The organism is Agrobacterium sp. (assembly GCF_059499945.1).
In genome coordinates, this window is sequence record NZ_JCABZP010000014.1 from 607,185 (window position 1) to 624,451 (window position 17,267).

The 17,267-nt window shown below is 60.8% G+C and carries 15 protein-coding genes; 9 read left to right on the plus strand and 6 right to left on the minus strand.

Going from position 1 to position 17,267, the window contains the following annotated elements; genetic code table 11:
- Positions 1 to 17: 17 nt before the first annotated feature.
- The 3 genes from waaA (at position 18) to lpxK (ending at position 3,266) form a co-directional block, all read left to right on the plus strand.
- Complete coding sequence (gene waaA, locus AC5I5B_RS14640; protein ID WP_020010543.1) at positions 18 to 1,340, plus strand: lipid IV(A) 3-deoxy-D-manno-octulosonic acid transferase; 1,323 nt, start codon at positions 18 to 20, stop codon at positions 1,338 to 1,340.
- Positions 1,334 to 2,071 (plus strand): HAD family hydrolase, encoded by a 738-nt coding sequence (locus tag AC5I5B_RS14645; protein ID WP_111833678.1) that lies wholly within the window; start codon positions 1,334 to 1,336, stop codon positions 2,069 to 2,071. The genes waaA and AC5I5B_RS14645 overlap by 7 nt, the downstream gene beginning before the upstream one ends.
- A 148-nt stretch (positions 2,072 to 2,219) precedes the next feature.
- The gene (gene lpxK, locus AC5I5B_RS14650; protein ID WP_111833677.1) at positions 2,220 to 3,266 is read left to right on the plus strand and encodes a tetraacyldisaccharide 4'-kinase; all 1,047 of its coding nucleotides are present in this window, start codon (positions 2,220 to 2,222) and stop codon (positions 3,264 to 3,266) included.
- A 232-nt stretch (positions 3,267 to 3,498) separates the two neighbouring features.
- Here the strand turns inward: lpxK and AC5I5B_RS14655 are convergent, their stop codons facing one another.
- Positions 3,499 to 3,720, minus strand: coding sequence for a DUF2093 domain-containing protein (locus AC5I5B_RS14655; RefSeq protein WP_003503147.1), 222 nt, complete (start codon positions 3,718 to 3,720; stop codon positions 3,499 to 3,501).
- 151 nt (positions 3,721 to 3,871) lie between these two features.
- Positions 3,872 to 5,704 carry a DNA mismatch repair endonuclease MutL gene (gene mutL / locus AC5I5B_RS14660; RefSeq protein WP_099086150.1) on the minus strand — a complete coding sequence of 611 codons (1,833 nt, stop codon included), beginning with the start codon at positions 5,702 to 5,704 and terminating at the stop codon, positions 3,872 to 3,874.
- A gap of 409 nt (positions 5,705 to 6,113) precedes the next feature.
- Between mutL and AC5I5B_RS14665 the strand changes: the two genes are divergently transcribed.
- Positions 6,114 to 7,733, plus strand: a complete 1,620-nt coding sequence (locus tag AC5I5B_RS14665) for a response regulator (RefSeq protein WP_162695473.1) — start codon at positions 6,114 to 6,116, stop codon at positions 7,731 to 7,733.
- Between the two features lie 86 nt (positions 7,734 to 7,819).
- Positions 7,820 to 9,172: a putative bifunctional diguanylate cyclase/phosphodiesterase gene (locus AC5I5B_RS14670; RefSeq protein ID WP_003503140.1), complete on the plus strand. Its 1,353-nt coding sequence runs from the start codon at positions 7,820 to 7,822 to the stop codon at positions 9,170 to 9,172.
- A gap of 191 nt (positions 9,173 to 9,363) precedes the next feature.
- Here the strand turns inward: AC5I5B_RS14670 and AC5I5B_RS14675 are convergent, their stop codons facing one another.
- From AC5I5B_RS14675 to AC5I5B_RS14690, 4 genes are read right to left on the minus strand one after another with little or no spacing between them, the layout of a single operon-like run.
- Positions 9,364 to 10,251, minus strand: coding sequence for an SMP-30/gluconolactonase/LRE family protein (locus tag AC5I5B_RS14675; RefSeq protein ID WP_111833809.1), 888 nt, complete (start codon positions 10,249 to 10,251; stop codon positions 9,364 to 9,366).
- A gap of 4 nt (positions 10,252 to 10,255) precedes the next feature.
- On the minus strand, positions 10,256 to 10,885 hold the full coding sequence (locus AC5I5B_RS14680) for a 2-dehydro-3-deoxy-6-phosphogalactonate aldolase (RefSeq protein ID WP_003503136.1): 630 nt from the start codon (positions 10,883 to 10,885) through the stop codon (positions 10,256 to 10,258).
- 14 nt (positions 10,886 to 10,899) lie between these two features.
- On the minus strand, positions 10,900 to 11,814 hold the full coding sequence (locus tag AC5I5B_RS14685) for a 2-dehydro-3-deoxygalactonokinase (protein ID WP_080865895.1): 915 nt from the start codon (positions 11,812 to 11,814) through the stop codon (positions 10,900 to 10,902).
- Positions 11,814 to 12,596: an SDR family NAD(P)-dependent oxidoreductase gene (locus AC5I5B_RS14690; RefSeq protein WP_060726058.1), complete on the minus strand. Its 783-nt coding sequence runs from the start codon at positions 12,594 to 12,596 to the stop codon at positions 11,814 to 11,816. The genes AC5I5B_RS14685 and AC5I5B_RS14690 overlap by 1 nt, the downstream gene beginning before the upstream one ends.
- A 72-nt stretch (positions 12,597 to 12,668) precedes the next feature.
- Between AC5I5B_RS14690 and AC5I5B_RS14695 the strand changes: the two genes are divergently transcribed.
- The 4 genes from AC5I5B_RS14695 to AC5I5B_RS14710 all read left to right on the plus strand — a co-directional run bounded on the left by AC5I5B_RS14695 (position 12,669) and on the right by AC5I5B_RS14710 (position 17,043).
- Positions 12,669 to 13,538: an IclR family transcriptional regulator gene (locus tag AC5I5B_RS14695; RefSeq protein ID WP_162695457.1), complete on the plus strand. Its 870-nt coding sequence runs from the start codon at positions 12,669 to 12,671 to the stop codon at positions 13,536 to 13,538.
- 212 nt (positions 13,539 to 13,750) lie between these two features.
- Positions 13,751 to 14,491, plus strand: a complete 741-nt coding sequence (locus AC5I5B_RS14700; protein WP_099085615.1) for a helix-turn-helix transcriptional regulator — start codon at positions 13,751 to 13,753, stop codon at positions 14,489 to 14,491.
- A gap of 78 nt (positions 14,492 to 14,569) precedes the next feature.
- Positions 14,570 to 15,793, plus strand: a complete 1,224-nt coding sequence (locus AC5I5B_RS14705) for a CmpA/NrtA family ABC transporter substrate-binding protein (RefSeq protein ID WP_111833675.1) — start codon at positions 14,570 to 14,572, stop codon at positions 15,791 to 15,793.
- Positions 15,794 to 15,912: 119 nt separating this feature from the next.
- Positions 15,913 to 17,043 carry an Mrp/NBP35 family ATP-binding protein gene (locus tag AC5I5B_RS14710; protein ID WP_003503126.1) on the plus strand — a complete coding sequence of 377 codons (1,131 nt, stop codon included), beginning with the start codon at positions 15,913 to 15,915 and terminating at the stop codon, positions 17,041 to 17,043.
- Positions 17,044 to 17,267: the final 224 nt, after the last annotated feature.

A 17,267-nucleotide genomic window follows, 5' to 3' on the forward strand; every position in this document is an offset into this window, starting at 1 on the left:
ATCAAGGGCAGAATGTCATGAGCAGCCGTCTCGCACGTTTCGCTCTTTCCGGTTACCGCATTGCCGGTATCGCCGCGTACCCGTTCGCCAAGCCCTATCTTTCCTATCGGGCCGCGAAGGGCAAGGAAGACAAGCGCCGCCGGCTCGAACGTTTCGGTTATGCGAGCGCCGAGCGCCCGCGCGGGCCGCTCGTCTGGTTCCACGCCGCAAGTGTCGGCGAAACGCTTGCCCTCATCCCGCTGATCCGTGAAATCCGCAAGCGCGATATCTTCGTGCTTCTGACCACCGGCACGGTCACCTCGGCCGAACTGACCCGCACCCGGCTCGGCGATGACGTGATCCACCAATATGTGCCGCTCGACATCAAGATCGCGGTCAATCGCTTCCTCACCTACTGGGCGCCGGATGCCGCCATCACAGCGGAATCGGAAATCTGGCCGGTGACGATGATGGAGCTGGAGCGCCGGCACATTCCGCAGATCCGGGTCAATGCCCGTCTCTCCGACCGTTCCTTCGACCGCTGGAAAGCCCGGCATGATATTGCGGAATCGCTGTTTTCAAAGCTGGCGCTGGTGGTTGCGCAGTCCGATCTCGATGCCGAACGTTTCCGTGATCTCGGCTCCTGGCCGGTGGTGATTTCGGGTAACCTCAAAGGTGACACCGACCCGCCGCCCTGTGATGAGGCGCTTCTGGAGCACTATCGCAAGCAGGTCGGCAATCGCAAGACATGGGCCGCCATCTCCACTTTCGACGGCGAGGAGAAGGCTGCCGCCACCGTGCATGCGGCGATCAAGTCCCGCAATGGCCAGTTGACCATCATCGTGCCGCGCCATCCCGAGCGCGGCGATGATGTGGAAGCCATGCTGAAGGGCATGGGGCTCACCGTGGCGCGTCGCAGCCGCAATGACGTGATAACGCCGGAAACCGATATTTTCCTCGGCGATTCCATCGGCGAAATGGGGCTTTACCTGCGGCTGACCGAACTTGCCTTTGTCGGCCGCTCGCTGACGGCCGAAGGTGGGCAGAACCCGCTCGAGCCTGCGATGCTCGGCTGCGCCGTCCTGTCAGGCGCGCATGTGCAGAATTTCCGCGAAGCCTATCAGAAGCTCATCCGCGCCGGCGGCGGGCGTATCATCCGCGATGTCGAGATGCTGGCCAAGGCGGTGCATTACCTCCTGGTCAACGACAATGAGCGTTACAAGATGATCGATGCGGGCAACCGGGTCATTCAGGATATGCGCGGCGCTCTTTCTTCCACCGTCAAGGCGCTGGAGCCCTATATCAACCCGCTCACCGTTTCCGCCAAGCTGCAACCGCGGAGCGCCATCGGTTCATGGTAGCGGATATCGAACTCAACGCGGCGCAATTGATCGCCGCAGTCCTTTTCGACAAGGACGGAACGCTTTTAGGCTATGACGCCAGCTGGGGACCGGTGAACCGCGAACTTGCGGCCATCGCGGCCAAGGGCGATCCCGTTCTCGCCGACCGGCTTCTCTCCGCCTGCGGCATGGACCCCGTTACCGGTCATGTGGTGCCGGACAGCCTGCTGGCCGCCGGCAACACGGCGGAAATTGCCGCCGGTCTGGTTGCCGCGGGCTCGCCCTGCGATGTCGGGGAACTGACTGCTCGCCTTGACCGGCTGTTCACCGAGGCTGCGGATAAATCCGTGCCGGTGACCGATCTCAAGGCATTTTTCGCAAGGCTGAAGGCGCGCGGCTACAAGCTCGGCATTGCCTCCAGCGACAATGAAAACTCCATTCGACAGACGGCCATCCGCTTCGGTTTCGAAAACGACGTCGATTTCGTCGCGGGATATGACAGCGGTTACGGCACCAAGCCGCAGCCCGGCATGGTTCTGGGCTTCTGCGAGGCGATCGGCTTCCCGCCGGAACGCGTGGCCGTTGTCGGCGACAATAACCACGATCTGCACATGGCGAAAAATGCCGGAGCCGGTCTGCGTATCGCCGTTCTGACGGGAACAGGCTCGCGCGAAAGCCTGGGTGCGGATGCCGATTATTGTTTCGAGGACATTACCGCTCTCGAAGCGCTTTTGCCGGAACGGGCTCTCTGAACCCGGTTAGATTTCCGCCGGGCCCGGCATGGCCCCGTGGAACCGTCTAATCCATTTTTGCAATTTACGGTTTTTTCTGGCAAACAACCTCCTGACATGTGACAGGCGAACGGAATGCCGTGGGCGACGCGGCCGGGAGCGGGAATAGATGGTTTCTGAAGCGCCGCCGTTCTGGTGGCAGAAAGCGGGCTGGCAGGCGTGGCTCCTGTCACCTTTCTCGCTTCTTTACGGCAAGGTTGCCGGCCGGCGGATGCGAACGGCAAAAAGGGCAAGCGTTCCCGTTCCGGTTATCTGCATCGGCAACTTCACCGTGGGTGGGGCCGGCAAGACGCCGACAGCGATGGCAATTGCGAGAGCCGCCGTCGCAAAAGGCCTGAAACCCGGATTTCTCAGCCGCGGTTATGGCGGCACGCTTGACGTTACCACCCTTGTCGATCCCGGACAGCACCGATCCGCCGATGTCGGAGACGAGCCGCTGCTCCTGGCGCGCGAGGCCGTCACGGTCATCTCCCGCAAGCGCGTGGAAGGCGCACACCGGCTGGTGAAGGAAGGCGTCGATCTCATCATCATGGATGACGGTTTCCAGAGCGCGCGCCTGACGCTGGACTATGCGCTCGTCGTCATCGATACGGTGCGCGGCATCGGCAACGGCCATCTCGTGCCGGGCGGTCCGGTAAGAGCGCCGCTTGCCGAACAGATGCGGCATATGACCGGGCTCCTGAAGGTCGGCAACGGCCATGCGGCCGATGCGCTGGTCAGGCAGGCGGCAAAGGCTGCCAAACCCGTCTTCGTTGCGGCGATCACGCCGCAGGAGCCGCAGGATTTCAGGGGAAGGCGCGTGCTGACCTATGCGGGCATTGCCGACCCGGCCAAATTCTTCAGAACCGTCGAGGCGCTCGGCGGCGAGATCGTGCTGCAGCGCTCTTTCCCGGATCATCACCACTTCAGCGACGACGAGATCGCCGATCTTCTGCAGGACGCCGGCAAACAAAATTTGCAGCTGGTGACGACGGCCAAGGATGCGGTGCGGCTCAACGGCCACCACGGCCGGGCGGAAGAATTATTGTGGAACAGCCTGGTGATCGAAATCGACATGATGTTCGACGACCCCAATGCCGCCGCGACGATTATCGATACGGCGGTGAGAAACTGCCGCGCGCGTTTGCTGCGGGAAAATGCACGGACGTCGATTTAGAGTACCGAAGAATATAAACCGCTGTGCACCCACTTCTCCTCATTCCTGTGCTTGTCACAGGAATCCAGTCGACGCGCGTCCGCGCGGCGGGAAGAGCCTTGTCAGCCCAAGGACTTGGGCTGGCTGGATCCCTGTGACGAGCACAGGGATGAGGGTGGAGAGTTGAGCAGTCTCAGCGTGAAAAGAAGCGTTCTCACGCATGGCTCTTTATGGGCGTGCTTCCGCGCCCTTATCAGGCGGGCAAATTACCAGCCTTCTTTTCGGCCTCCAGCGAAGCCGCCGCATCCACATAGGCTTCCTGCCTCGCCACGCTCCAGTAGCGCAGCTCATCAACCGGGATTGTCTTGCCTGTCATGGCGCAGATGACATGCGAGCCGGTCTGGACGATGCGGAAGTCACCGTCGAGATATTCGATGACGGCGAGGCGGTTGCCGCCTCCTTCAAATCTGTTCATCCGTTTTCGTCTCCTGCTCTGTCCTGTCAGGGCACCCAGTCCGAAACGGCGTAGCGTTTTCCTGAACAATCCGGATGCTCCAGTATCCTGAATTTATATAGGCCGGCGCGGCGCAAGGCCAGCCCCGCCTGCTTGCGGCTGGATGAAGGTGTCAGCTGCGGCCGAAGAGCCGTTCTATATCGGAAAGTTTCAGTTCGATATAGGTCGGTCGGCCATGATTGCATTGACCGGAACCCGGCGTGTTTTCCATCTGCCGCAGAAGCGCGTTCATCTCTTCCGGCCGCATACGCCGGCCGGAACGCACCGAGCCGTGGCAGGCCATGGTGGCCGCGACATATTCCAGCTTGTTGGCAAGCGTGGAGGCGGCGTCCCATTCGGCGATCTCGTCGGCAAGCTGACGCACCAGCCCCTGCACATTGACCTCACCCAGCATGGCAGGTGTTTCCCGGACGGCGACCGCGCCCGGCCCGAAACGTTCGATGACGAGCCCCAGTGCATCGAACCCGGCGGCGTGATCCATCAGCCGGTCGCAATCCTCTTCCGGCAGGTCGATGATTTCAGGGATGAGCAGCACCTGCGACGGCGGACGCCGGGAATGCAGTGCATTGCGCATTTCCTCAAACACCAGCCGCTCATGCGCGGCATGCTGGTCGACGATGACAAGGCCGTTCTCCGTCTGGGCGATGATGTAGTTCTCGTGCAGCTGCGCCCGCGCGGCGCCGAGCGGGTAAAGCACGGGTTCCGGCGAGGGGCTCGTGGCGGTCTCGTAAATCTCCCGAGGCTCGGCCCGCGCCGTCGGCATGGTGATGTCGGAAAAGCGCGATTGCACCGCCTCGGCAAATTGCATGTCCCCAGAAACCGCAAGCGGCCGCGACGGTGAGGTGGCGGCGGACCACGGCGCGGCTGCTGCCATGGAAGGCGAGGGCCTGATGCCGGACGGGCTATAGCCGGGGCGGAACGCATTCATCATCTGGCTCGCGCCCGTCGTCGCGGCCCTGTCGCCGTCGCGCGTCAGCGCCTGGCGGATCGCGCCGACGATCAGCCCGCGAATGAGGCCGGGATCACGAAAACGCACGTCGGATTTCGCCGGATGCACGTTCACATCCACAAAGGCGGGGTCAAGCGTGATGGACAGCACCGCGACCGGATATCGCCCATGCGGCACGGTTTCGGCATAAGCGCCGCGAATGGCGGATAAAAGCAGCTTGTCCTGCACCGGGCGGCCATTGACGAAGACATATTGATGCGCCGAGTTGCCGCGATTGAAGGTCGGAACACCGGCAAAACCGGTCAGCGTCACATCCTCGCGGCCGGCATCGATCTCGATGGCGTTGTCCTTGAACTCGGCACCCAGAATCTGCGCCATGCGGGCCAGATGATCGTCGCCGGTCGAAGGAATTTCGAGCGTCGAACGGTCGGTGCCTGATAGCACGAAACGGATATGCGGGAAGGCGATCGCCATGCGCTTGACGACTTCGGTAATCGCGGCTGCCTCGGCCCGTTCCGTCTTCAGGAATTTCAGCCGCGCGGGGGTGGCGAAAAACAGGTCGCGCACCTCGACGATTGTGCCGGCATTCGAGGCGGCGGGCCGGACATCGGAAACCTTGCCGCCGGTAACGGAAATCACCGAACCCTGTTCAGCGCCCTGTTGGCGGCTGGTAATCGTCAGCTTGGCGACCGAGCCGATGGAGGGCAGCGCCTCGCCACGAAACCCGAGCGTGCGGATATCATCCAGCGTATCGGAAATTTTCGAGGTGCAGTGACGCCTGACCGCAAGCTCCAGATCGGCAGGTGACATGCCGGAACCGTTATCGGTAATCCGCACCAGCCCCTTGCCGCCGCCCGCCGTGGCGATCTCGATCCTGGTCGCGCCAGCGTCGATGGCGTTTTCCACCAGTTCCTTCGTGGCGCTGGAGGGTCTCTCGATGACCTCGCCGGCGGCGATCTGGTTGATAAGGGTTTCTGAAAGCTGCTTGATGGCCATGATCGTCATTTTCGCGGATTCGCTACGGCTTCGAAAGCAAAAAACTCGGGCTGTGGAAATTTGCACATGTTTTACGGTCCCTTGGGCATTTGATCATTTCGGTCAACATGGCGTTAAGCGTTAATCCGCCTTTAATCGGCCTTGATTATGGTGAGGCGGCTTGAAATGACCGCAGGAACGGGGCCGCCTTCGCCGGGCGGCGTGTGACGTCGACTATGGGTGAGCGTCATCTTCCCCTCAAGACTGCTTCAAGTTGCAAACCCTGATGTCTCTTTTTCGGAATTTTTCGTTTCATCCCGGCATTTGCCCTGGACGATTCCACTAGAAACATAAGCCTGACCCCTGAAAAACAGGCGGGAGTTTGCAGTTGAGTGATTTGGCGTCCTCTGGCGCGGGCGTTCATACGGTGATGCTTGATGCCCTTTGCGACGCGCTTGGCGCGGCGATCGTCGTTTACGACCGTAATGATCACATTATTTTTGCAAGCCGGAAACTCCTCAGCTTTTTTCCGCTGGAAGAGGCCGTCATCGGCCCTGGCGCGCGGCTGCGCGACTATCTGAGCGCGCTATATGATTGTTATCTGCTCGAGGCGGAAAGCCTCTCCGCCAATGCCCGCCCGCTCGGCCGGGAGGAATGGATCGGCGAGCGGCTGGCGCTGCACTGGAAGGAAAGATCGGAAAAAACCGAACGGCTGAAGGGAGAGCGCTTCCTGCGCTTCGTCATGAACCGCCTGCCGTCCGGCCTCGGCATCAGCGTGGTTGCCGATATTTCCGAACAGAAGAAACGCGAAGAGCAATGGCGCATCGACCTTGAGCGCGTACAGCTCGTTGAGGAAATTCTCGACAATCTGCCATTTCCCGTCTTCGTCAAGGATCGGAACATGGCCTATGTCGCCCTCAACAAATCCGCCAGCGCCCTGGTCGAAACCAGTCCCGAGAGCATTCTCGGCCGTACCGTTTTCGATCTCCACTCGCGCAAGGTCGCCGGACGGATCGATGCCGCCGATCGTATGGTGCTGGATAGCGGTACGCCGGCTGTCATTCCCGAAAGGGTGCGACGCCTGAATGGCGAAGAGGTGCTGACAATCACCCGCAAGCAGCGTGTGGGCCGGCCCGGCCGATATTTCCTAGTGACGACGATGGAGGACGTGACCGCTCTTGCCACCATCGATGCCAATGGCACGCCCGTCATCCCCTCGCTCGAACATGTTCCTTTCGTGGCCTCCATCTATGGCAGGGACGAGGAAACGGACAATCGCGGCGGGGTTTTAAAGAGCAAGGCGGTGTTGGTCGTCTCTGAAAACGGGCGCTTTGCGGAAGCCGCCGGTCGTCTTCTGACCGCGGGCGGCATGGACCATGCGGCGGTGACGAGCGAGGACGAGCAGCGCACATTCATCGATGTCGCGGCTTCCGCCGGTGTGAGCATCGATGTGGTCGTTGTCGACGCCCAGATGAGCGTCGCATGCCTCGATATTGCCGCCGCGCATGATCTGCCCGTCGTCACCATCGAGGAGGAGGAAATAGATGCTTCCCTGCTGCATTATCTTGCCGCTGGGTTGAAATCCTCCCCAAATGAGAAAACCGCTGACGAGGACTGGGAGATCATGACGGAGGATCTGCCCGAAATACTCAAGACCGGCGGCGTCTGCGAGATACTTCTCGTCGAGGATAACAGGGTCAACCAGATCGTCTTCTCGCAGATACTCGAAGGCCTGGGGCTTTCCTGGCGGCTCGCCACCTCGGGCGAGGAAGCCTTGCGTCTCTTTGTGGAACAGCCGCCTTCCGCCGTCCTGCTCGACACGACGCTGGGCGATATCGACGGCTTCGAGGTCGCCCGCCGCATGCGCGGCCTGGGCGGCGAGAAACATATTCCCATCGTCGGTGTCATCACCCACGCATTCGAGGGCGATCTCGACAAGTGCCGGGCCTCCGGCATGGACGATATGCTGCTGAAACCCGTCAGTCCTGACATGGTCGAGGCGGTTTTCCTGCGGCTTTTCGGCAAGGACGCCCTACGGCTGCAGGCCTGAAATTGCCATTGCCGGGAGGCTATGGCTTTTTTAATACTTGCCCTGCATTGTGAGCGCGGTCGACACAGGATTCACGAGATGCAGGAATGAAACGGGCAGAGCCGCAATCGTTGCAGGTCAGCCAGAACGAGTTGCAGGCGATGGCCTACAGCGACCCGCTGACGGGGCTCGGCAACCGCTACCGTTTGCGGGACAAGATCCGGATGCTTGCCAGCGAGCGCTCCAGCGATCCCGCCCCCTTCACGGTCGGCATTGCCAATATAGACGGCTTCAAACCCATCAACGATCTTTTCGGCGTGCAGGCGGGCGATGAAATCCTCTGCCAGGTCGCGCACCGGCTGAAGGCCTGCATTCCCGATGGCGCGGTCGTGACGCGCCATGACGGTGACGAATTCGCTTTCGTGCTGCCGCTGGTGTTCGAGCGTACTGGCGCCGAACGTATCGGCAACATGATCAAGGACGTGCTTTCTGCCCCTTATGATCTCGGCGACCGCAACGTCCGGCTTTCTTCCTCCTTCGGTTTCGCCATCTATCCCTTCGCCGGCGATGAATTCGAGGATTTGCTGAAAAGCGCCGAGACGGCGCTCTATCGGTCCAAGAGACGTGGCCGCGGCCAGATCACGGTCTATTCGCGTGAGATCGCGCAGGAGATGAAGCGCGCCACGCAGCTGGAACAGGCGCTTAGAAACGCCATCATCACCGATGCCATCGATGTGCATTTCCAGCCCATCGTCCGGCTGGAAGAGGCAAAGGTCATTGGTTTCGAGGCGCTGGCCCGCTGGAACGATCCCGATCTCGGTTTCGTATCGCCTGCGGTTTTTGTGCCGCTCGCCGAAGAGCGCGGTTTCATCGATGCGCTGTCGGAAGCCCTGCTCAGAAAGGCGGCGGAAGCGGCCCTGTTCTGGCCGCGTGAACTCTTCCTGTCCTTCAATCTCTCTTCCGCGCAATTGATGGACCCAAGCACGGCGGACAATATTCTGTCCATTCTCTCGCGTGTCGGCCTCGATCCGCATCGGCTGGAACTTGAGATCACCGAAACGGCTGTCATGACATCAGCCGATACCGCGCAACGCATCATCAGCGAATTGCAGAGCGCCGGCGTTCGCATTTCGCTTGACGATTTCGGCACTGGCCAGTCGAGCCTCGGCCGCCTGCGGGATTTCACCTTCGACAAGGTAAAGATCGACCGCGCCTTCGTGTCGCGCATCAGCAGCGATCGTCCTTCCGAACATATCATCAAGGCCATCGTCGCCATGTGCGAAGGGCTCGATCTCGAAGTCGTGGCCGAGGGGATAGAAGAACGGGCGGAAGAGGAAAAGCTGCGCGCGCTCGGTTGCGCCATGGGGCAGGGCTATTTCTACGGCCGCCCCGCCGATGCCGCCGCGACCCAGCGGTATCTGCACGAGAATTACCGCGAGATATTGTCGGATATTTCCTGAGACAGAGCGGTCTGGCGGCGGCTGCAAGGCGGCGGACGCAATCTCCAACTTCCCTCATTCCTGTGCTTGTCACAGGAATCCAGCCGACGCGCGTCTGCGCGGCGAAGAGAGTCCTTTCAGCCCAAGGACTTGGGCTGGCTAGATTCCTGTGACAAGCACAGGAATGAGGAGAGTGCGGTGCGTGCCGCGTCTCAGAGCCTGTAAAGCGGCTCAAACCGGCCCTTGACGTCAACCCCGAGCTCGAACGTCAACCCATGCTGCGGATTGGCGGCAATGGCGTCGTCGTCTAGATGTTCGCGCGCCGAGGTGACAAGAAGGCGCGACGCGTCGGGGCCGATGAAGGCCGGGCAGGTCGTCTGTTTGCCGGGCACCTCATATCGGGCGATGTGATTGCCGTCCGTATCGTAACGATCCACCGCACCCTCACCCCAGCGAGCGTTCCAGATATGCCCTTCGGCATCGCAGACGGATCCGTCCACGCCGCCTTTGATACCCGTGGAATCGATGAAGACTTCAGCCTTGCCGGAGGGCAGGCCGGTCTCGGCATCAAGCGGCACCCGCATCAGCTTGTTCACCTTGGTATCGACGTAATATCCCGTCGCCCCATCGGGCGAGAAGCAGATCGAATTCGGAATGCTGATCTCGCCAAACAGCTTCGTCACGGTGCCTTTGGAAACATGATAGACGCTGCCCGCGCCTGTCTCCGCCTTGCGACCCATGGTGCCGATCCACAGCGCGCCGGAGGGGTGCATGCGCCCGTCATTGGAGCGGTTGCCGGGCAAATCCTTTTCCAGCTCCGCATGCAGCGTCAGCACGCCGGTTGCCGTGTCTCGCAGGAAAAGTCCGTCATCGGAGGCGATCAGCTGTTTGCTGTCGCTGACCTTGGCGAGCGCACTGCCCATGAAGGGCAGGGCATGCACGGTCTTGCGGCCGGAGGCGAGATGCAGCTCGTGCAGTTCCCGCTCGAGAATATTGAACCACCAGGCGGTGCCGGTCGCAGGGTCGAAGGTCGGGCCTTCGCCGAGTAGCATCGGCGTCTCGTCCAGAACACGTCCGGCAAAGGGAAAAACAGTCGCCAAGCTCTTATCCTCCGATGGCTGCATCATAGGCTGAAAGTGTGACAGTGGCGCGTTCGCGCACCTCCGCCGCCGTCATGCCCGGCTTATAAAGGCTGGTGCCAAGCCCGAAAGCCGTAATGCCGGCGTTGGTATATTCCGCGAAGTTCCTGTCCGAGACGCCGCCGACGGCGGCGATGACCAGATCCTTCGGCAGGATGGTCCGGATCGCATTGATACCCGCGGGGCCGATGATGCTGGCGGGAAAGAACTTCAGCCCGGTCGCCCCGGCCTTTGCGGCCACCAGCGCCTCGGTGGGGGTGAGAACGCCCGGCATCGTCACCATGCCCTTGACGCGGGCGGCGACGATAACGTCGGCATCGGCATTGGGGCTGACCATCAGCTTGCCGCCGGCCGCATCCAGCGATTCCACCTCTTCCACGCTAAGCACGGTGCCGGCGCCGATCAGGCAATCGGCGGGCGCCATCTTTGCGGCGATCTCGATCGAGCGGAACGGATCGGGCGAATTGAGCGGGATTTCGATGGCGCGGAAGCCGGTCTCGATCAACGCGCCGACAACGCCTTCGGTTTCCTCGGGCTTCAGACCGCGCAGGATGGCGATCAGCGGATATTTGATGGAAGGGAAGGGAATACGCATGATGTCTCTTTATCCTATGGCCAGATGGCATTTGCAGCGGCGAGCAATCCGCGCCGCACGGCCTCGTCGGCGTCGATGACCGTATATTGAATCTCGAGGGCTGCGAAGGCACCCTCGTAAAGCGCGCCGAGCGCACCGGAGCCGATCAGCACCACGGGCGTCTCCCGCCGTGCCGTCGAATGCGCACCGGCGATTTCCAGCCCGATCATGATGCCGGAGAGCTTGGCCTTGGCGTCGGTCGCGGTAAGCCCGTGCAGCAATTGCCCGGAGCGCAGGGTGAAAAGGCGATTGGTCGCAAGCGCGGGATGGGCGTAAATATCGCGCACGGCCGCCGTGAAAGCCTCATGCTCGCCGGTAAAGGCTTCGGCCTCTGCCACCGCATGGGAAAGGATCGTCTGCTTCGAGATGACTTCGAAGAGTTCGCCGGTCATGAAAGTGGCAAAACCCGTCACGCCGCCATCCTTTACGGTCACCCATTTGGAATGGGTGCCGGGCATGCAGACGAGTTTTTCACCGGCGTCCGAAGAAGCGAGAGCGCCAAGCAATTGCGTTTCTTCGCCGCGCATCACGTCGGGCGCGTTTTTATCCCGCTGCGCCAGTCCCGGCAGAATGCGCACATCCCGCACCTGGCCCGGCACGCGAACCGCGCCATCGAGAACCGCCGAAAGCGATGCCGGCACGTCGATATAACCCGCTTCGACCCAGCCCTGCCGCGCTCCCGCCATGCCGCAGACGAGAACCGGCAGATCTTCCGGTGCGCCGATAGCGTCGAGATGCGATTGCAGCACCTCGGCAAAACCGGTCCGCATGGCGGTGGTCATGCCTTCCGTGCTTCTGCGCTCCGCCAGCACCGCGCCCGATCGGCTCATGAGCCAGAGCCGGAAACTGGTTGTACCCCAGTCGACGGCGATGAAAGCGGGTTCAGACATTATAGAAGGCCTCCGTCTACGATTATGGATTGCGCCGTGATGGCGCTCGATGCCGATGATGCGAGAAACAGGCACGGACCCGCCAGGTCGGCGGCGACGAGCGTGCGCTTCAGACATTGCCGCGCCGTGGTGGCGGTAATGCCCTCATCCGTCAGCCATAGTTCCTTCTGCCGCTCCGTCACGATCATGCCGGGCAGCAGCGTGTTGACGCGGATGTTTTCCGGGCCCAGCCGGCCGGCGAGGCTTTTCGTCAACCCGATAATGCCGGCCTTGGCCGCCGCATAGGATGGCAGCTCGCCCATGTTGAGCAGAAACGAGATGGACGAAAAATTGACGATAGAGGCGCCCTTCGCCTGCCGGAGGTAGGGCAGGGCTGCCTGAACCGAGAAGAACATCTGCTTGAGATTGACCGCCTGATTGGCGTCCCAATAGGCTTCGGTCACCGTTTCTATGTCGTGGCGGTCGTCCCAGGCGGCATTGTTGACGAGTACCTTAATACCGCCGGTGGCCAAGGCCGCCGCCTCCACCGTCTTTCCGATCGCCGCGATATTGCGAAGGTCGGTTTTGAAGAAGTGGACCGGATGCTGCGCCGTTGTCGCAAGCCGCTTTACGAGCGCCAGGCTTGGCTCCTCGGCGATGTCTATGAACGAAACCCTCGCTCCCTGCATCGCGAAGGCTTCCACCAGCGATGCCCCGATGCCGGAACCGCCGCCGGTGACGAGCACGCCCGCATCCTTGAGGTCCGGAAATTGGGCTTGCGTCATCGGCGTCATCTCATCCATTGAAAGGCTTGATTGTTCCATTATTTGGAACTAGATTTTACTAAATGGAATTATTCTCTTGGCGTCACGCTTATGTCAAGACAGATGACGGTGGATGTTGCCATGGCCGATAATAAAAAGCCCAATGGGCAAAAGCCTGACGCGGTTCCGATGGTGCAACGGAAAACCGGGAGTGACACGGGCACGCTCGGCAAGGCCGTCTCGCTGCTGGAGTTGATCGCCTTTGCCGACAAGCCGATGCGCTTTACCGATGTGGTCGAAGCCTGCGGTCAGCCGCGCGGCTCGGTTCACCGCCAGCTCGCCCATCTCGTCGCCGAGGGCCTTATCGATCACGCTGCCGATCAGACCTATGCCGTGGGGTTGAGGCTGCTGCAACTGGCAGCGAAAGCCTGGAGCGGCAACGACCTGCGCAGCGTCGCGGCCCCGCATCTGGCAGCGTTGCAGGAAATGACGCAGGAATCCGTGCATCTCGCCGTGTTGAACGGCAGGCAGGTGACCTATCTCGACAAGATGGAGGGGCAGCACACATTGCGCATGCATTCGCAGGTGGGCAAAACCTCACCGGTCTATTGCACGGGGGTGGGCAAGGCGGCGCTGTCGCTGTTATCAGCTGATGATCTGGCGGAACTGGCTGCGGAACTGGATTTTCACCACTTCACGAAAAATACGATCACGACCCCGGAAGCACTGATGGCTGATGTGGCGACCATTCGCGACAATGGCTACGGTTTCGACCTTCAGGAACACGAGATCGGAATTCACTGCGTTGCAGCACCGGTCCGGGCGCCCGGCCGCAATTTTCGCGCGGCGATTTCCGTCACCGGTCCGGCCTATCGTGTGGATGTGGAACAGCTACGCAAATGGGCCCCTCTGGTGCGCGAGACTGCCGATAGAATTTCCGATGATCTTGCCTGCAGATTATCCCCGGTTGCGGATGGTTGAGGAAAAAACGGGGCGTTAGCCGGTGGATTTTCCCTTATGGAAAGCGCGGGGACGCGTCCATTCAGGTGCATTTGATATTATTTTCGACTATTCTGAATTAAGTTTTCAACTTTTGTTTGCATGAATCGTTTTGGTGAGTAACATCCGCAACAATTTCCGGGCAAAGGCGGGCCTTTGCGGCGGCATTTTCTCATTCTCGAAGAACAGCTTTGATGCAGAAAACAGAGACGGCCGCCGTTCAGTCGATTGGTGTTGATTGCGTTCGCGAGATCGCTGATCTCAACACGCAATTCGATATATTCCGGTTTCTGAAGCGGCTGACGGAGGCCTGGGAATTCAGGGCTTTCATGGTGCTCGACCTGTCCTCGGAAGTGGCGAGCGAACTGTCGCAATATACTGTTATCACCAGCTGGCCGGCCGAGCTTTTGCAGCGCTACGATGAAGAGGGCATGCTGCAGACCAGCCGGGTGATGGCCCAGTTGAAAAAATCGACCGTCCCCTTTTCCGTCTCGATGGATTTTCTGGTCAGAGGCGACGGAGAAATCGCCAAGAAAACCGTGATCAACCTTTTCGAACGTTTCGAGATGATCAATTCGGTGTGGTTTCCCGTTCATGACATCACCATGCGACGCGGCGCGGTCTCGTTTTCCGGCAACAAGACGGCTCTGCCCGCCAGCCGGCTTGCCGAGCTTTTCTACATTTCCAGCCATGTCTTTGCCCGGCTATCTGAAATACGACGCCTCGATTTGAGGGTTCCCGAAACATTGAGCGAGCGGGAGATCGACTGTCTGAACTGGACCGCCGCCGGCAAGACCAGCGCTGAAATTGCTGAAATCATGATGCTGTCGGAACACACCATCAATCATTACCTGAACCGCGCAACGAAAAAACTCGACACGGTCAACCGCACCCAGGCTGTCGCCAAAGCGCTGCGGGTCGGCCTGATAAAATAGCGAAACCGTAATTTTATCATTGTGATAAAGCGCTTCCTGGGCGATCCTCCTTTCGAATCACCGGAAAGGAGAAATCGTTTGCCGGAACGGCATAGGGTAAAAGCGGGATTTTCTCCGACTATCGACTGCGCCGTGCTGATAGCCGCTGCCGAAAAAGGCTTTGCTGCCGATGAGGGCATAGAACTCGAACTTTTCCGAAAACAGTCCGCGCGCGCCGTGCTTGCGGCGCTTGGCGAGGATGGCGTTCATGTCGCGCATCTGCCCGCCCCGGTTCCCGTTGGTTCCGCTGTTGGCCTGGATGACCTGCCAGGCGATATTGTCGGCGTTTTCACACTCTCCCTTGGCGGATCGGCAACGACCGTTTCGCACGGATTTTACGACGAACTTTATCGCGAAGGACTGAAGCTGCCGGATCCGGCGGCTTTTGGGCGGGCCATGGCCCGTGTCTGCGCCGCGCGCCGGGCGGCAGGTGGAACCCCGCCGGTCTTTGCGGTCGAGGATATTGTCTCCACGCCATTTTATGCCCTGCGTTATCTGCTCGGAAGCTGCGGCGTGCTGCTCGGCCGGGACATGGAAATCGTCGAAGCCCTGCCGAAGGCGATGCCATCGCTGCTGGAAAGCGGCAAGGTCGATGCGCTCTGTACCGCCGAACCGGCGGGCAGCGCCGTGGTGCTGGGCGGCGCCGGCCGTATCGTCACCACGGGCGCGCTGATCTGGCACAATGCGCCGGAAAAGATACTGGCCGTGAAGACGCGCTGGGCAGAGGAAAACGCCGCCCTTTTGGAAGGACTGCTGCGGGCGCTTTATCGCGCCGGCGAATGGTGCGCCAACGCCGCCAACATAGAGGAACTGGCCGGCATCCTCGCCGCGCCTCAATATCTGGATGAGAACGGCGAATTCCTGCTGCCGGCGCTGACAGGCTATATTTCCACCTCTCAGCGGGACATGCAGCGGTTTCAGGAGTTTTTCGTGACGAGTGCCAAGGCCGCCAATTTCCCTTGGCAGAGCCAGGCCCTGTGGTTCTTCAGCCAGATGTTGCGCTGGGGCGAGGTTTCCGCCGATTACCGGCTCGATGCCGCCGTGGTGGAGGCCGCCCGCAACGCCTACCGGCCGGATATTTTCCGCAAGGCCATGAAGCCGCTTTTCGTGCCGGTGCCGGGTGCCAATCTGAAACTCGAAGGCACGTTGCGCGAGCCTGTTCATGTCGGCGCGTCGCGCACGGGTCTGGTGCTCGGCCCCGACTGTTTTTTCGACGGCCATGTTTTCGATCCGGAAACGCTGGCGATGGACGACGAAATCTGAAACGGCAGCGTTAAATCGTCGCGAATGCCTGACTGTCGCGCTTTGGCATTGGCGAAGCGCTCCGGCTTGTCTATGGATGGCACGCAATACCCGGTCGGACGATATAGCGGAGCAGGAATATGGCAGAGGTCAGCAAGAGCCAGGTGGAAAAGGCGCTGGAAGCGGTGATCTATCCCGGCAGCGGTAAGAGCATCATCGCACTCGGCATGGTCTCGGAAATCTTCATCGCCGATGCGAAAGCCTATTTCTCGATCACCGTACCGGCCGACAAGGCTGCGGAGATGGAGCCGCTGCGGCTTGCCGCGGAACAGGCGGCCAAAAGCGTTGAGGGTATCGTCGGCGCGGTCGTCGCTCTGACGGCCGATCGCAAGCCCGGCCAGCAGCAACCGGCGCCGGCGCGCCCTGCCGCTGCACCCGGCCGGCCGGCCACACAGCCCGGCTCGTCAAAGGTGGGCGTACCGGGCGTGCGGGCCATCATCGCCGTGGCCTCGGGCAAGGGCGGGGTAGGCAAGTCGACGACCGCGGTCAATCTGGCGCTAGGTCTCCAGTCGCTCGGCCTCAAGGTCGGCATGCTCGATGCCGATATTTACGGCCCTTCGCTGCCGCGATTGCTGAAAATTTCCGGCCGTCCGCAGCAGCAGGAAGACCGCATCATCCTCCCGATGGAAAATTATGGACTGAAGGTCATGTCCATGGGCTTTCTGGTGGATGAGGAAGCGGCGATGATCTGGCGCGGGCCGATGGTGCAGTCCGCCCTGATGCAGATGCTGCGCGAAGTGGCCTGGGGCGAGTTGGATGTGCTGGTGCTGGACATGCCGCCCGGCACCGGCGATGCGCAGCTTACCATCGCCCAGCAGGTGCCGCTCGCCGGCGCCGTCATCGTCTCCACACCGCAGGATCTGGCGCTGATCGATGCGCGCAAGGGCATCACCATGTTCCGCAAGGTGGAGGTGCCGCTGCTCGGCGTCATCGAGAATATGAGCTATTTCATCGCGCCCGATACCGGTGCGCGTTACGATATTTTCGGCCATGGCGGCGCGAAGGCGGAAGCGGAACGGATCGGCGTGCCTTTCCTCGGCGAAGTGCCGCTCACCATCTCCATCCGCGAAATGTCGGATGCCGGAACGCCTGTTGTCGCCGCCGAGCCCGATGGCCCGCAGGCCGCGATCTACCGCGATATCGCGCAAAAAGTCTGGGCGCGCATTGGTGCGAGCGAGCAAAAAGCCGCGCCGAGGATCGTTTTCGAATAATGCGCCAGTCGCGGACGCAAAGCGGGCAGGCATCTGCCCGCTTTGAATAATCCTTTGAAAACAGAAGATTAACCGAAAGTATCTGGTAGCATTTCCGGATTTGAACTCCAGAGATGCTTCGCCTGCAATGCTGTCGCGAAAAAATATTGCTTGATTGCATCTCGCTTTGGGCGCATACGCCTGCGCCGTTTGGCTCTTGGTCCATCGGGCTGGCGAGATTGTGA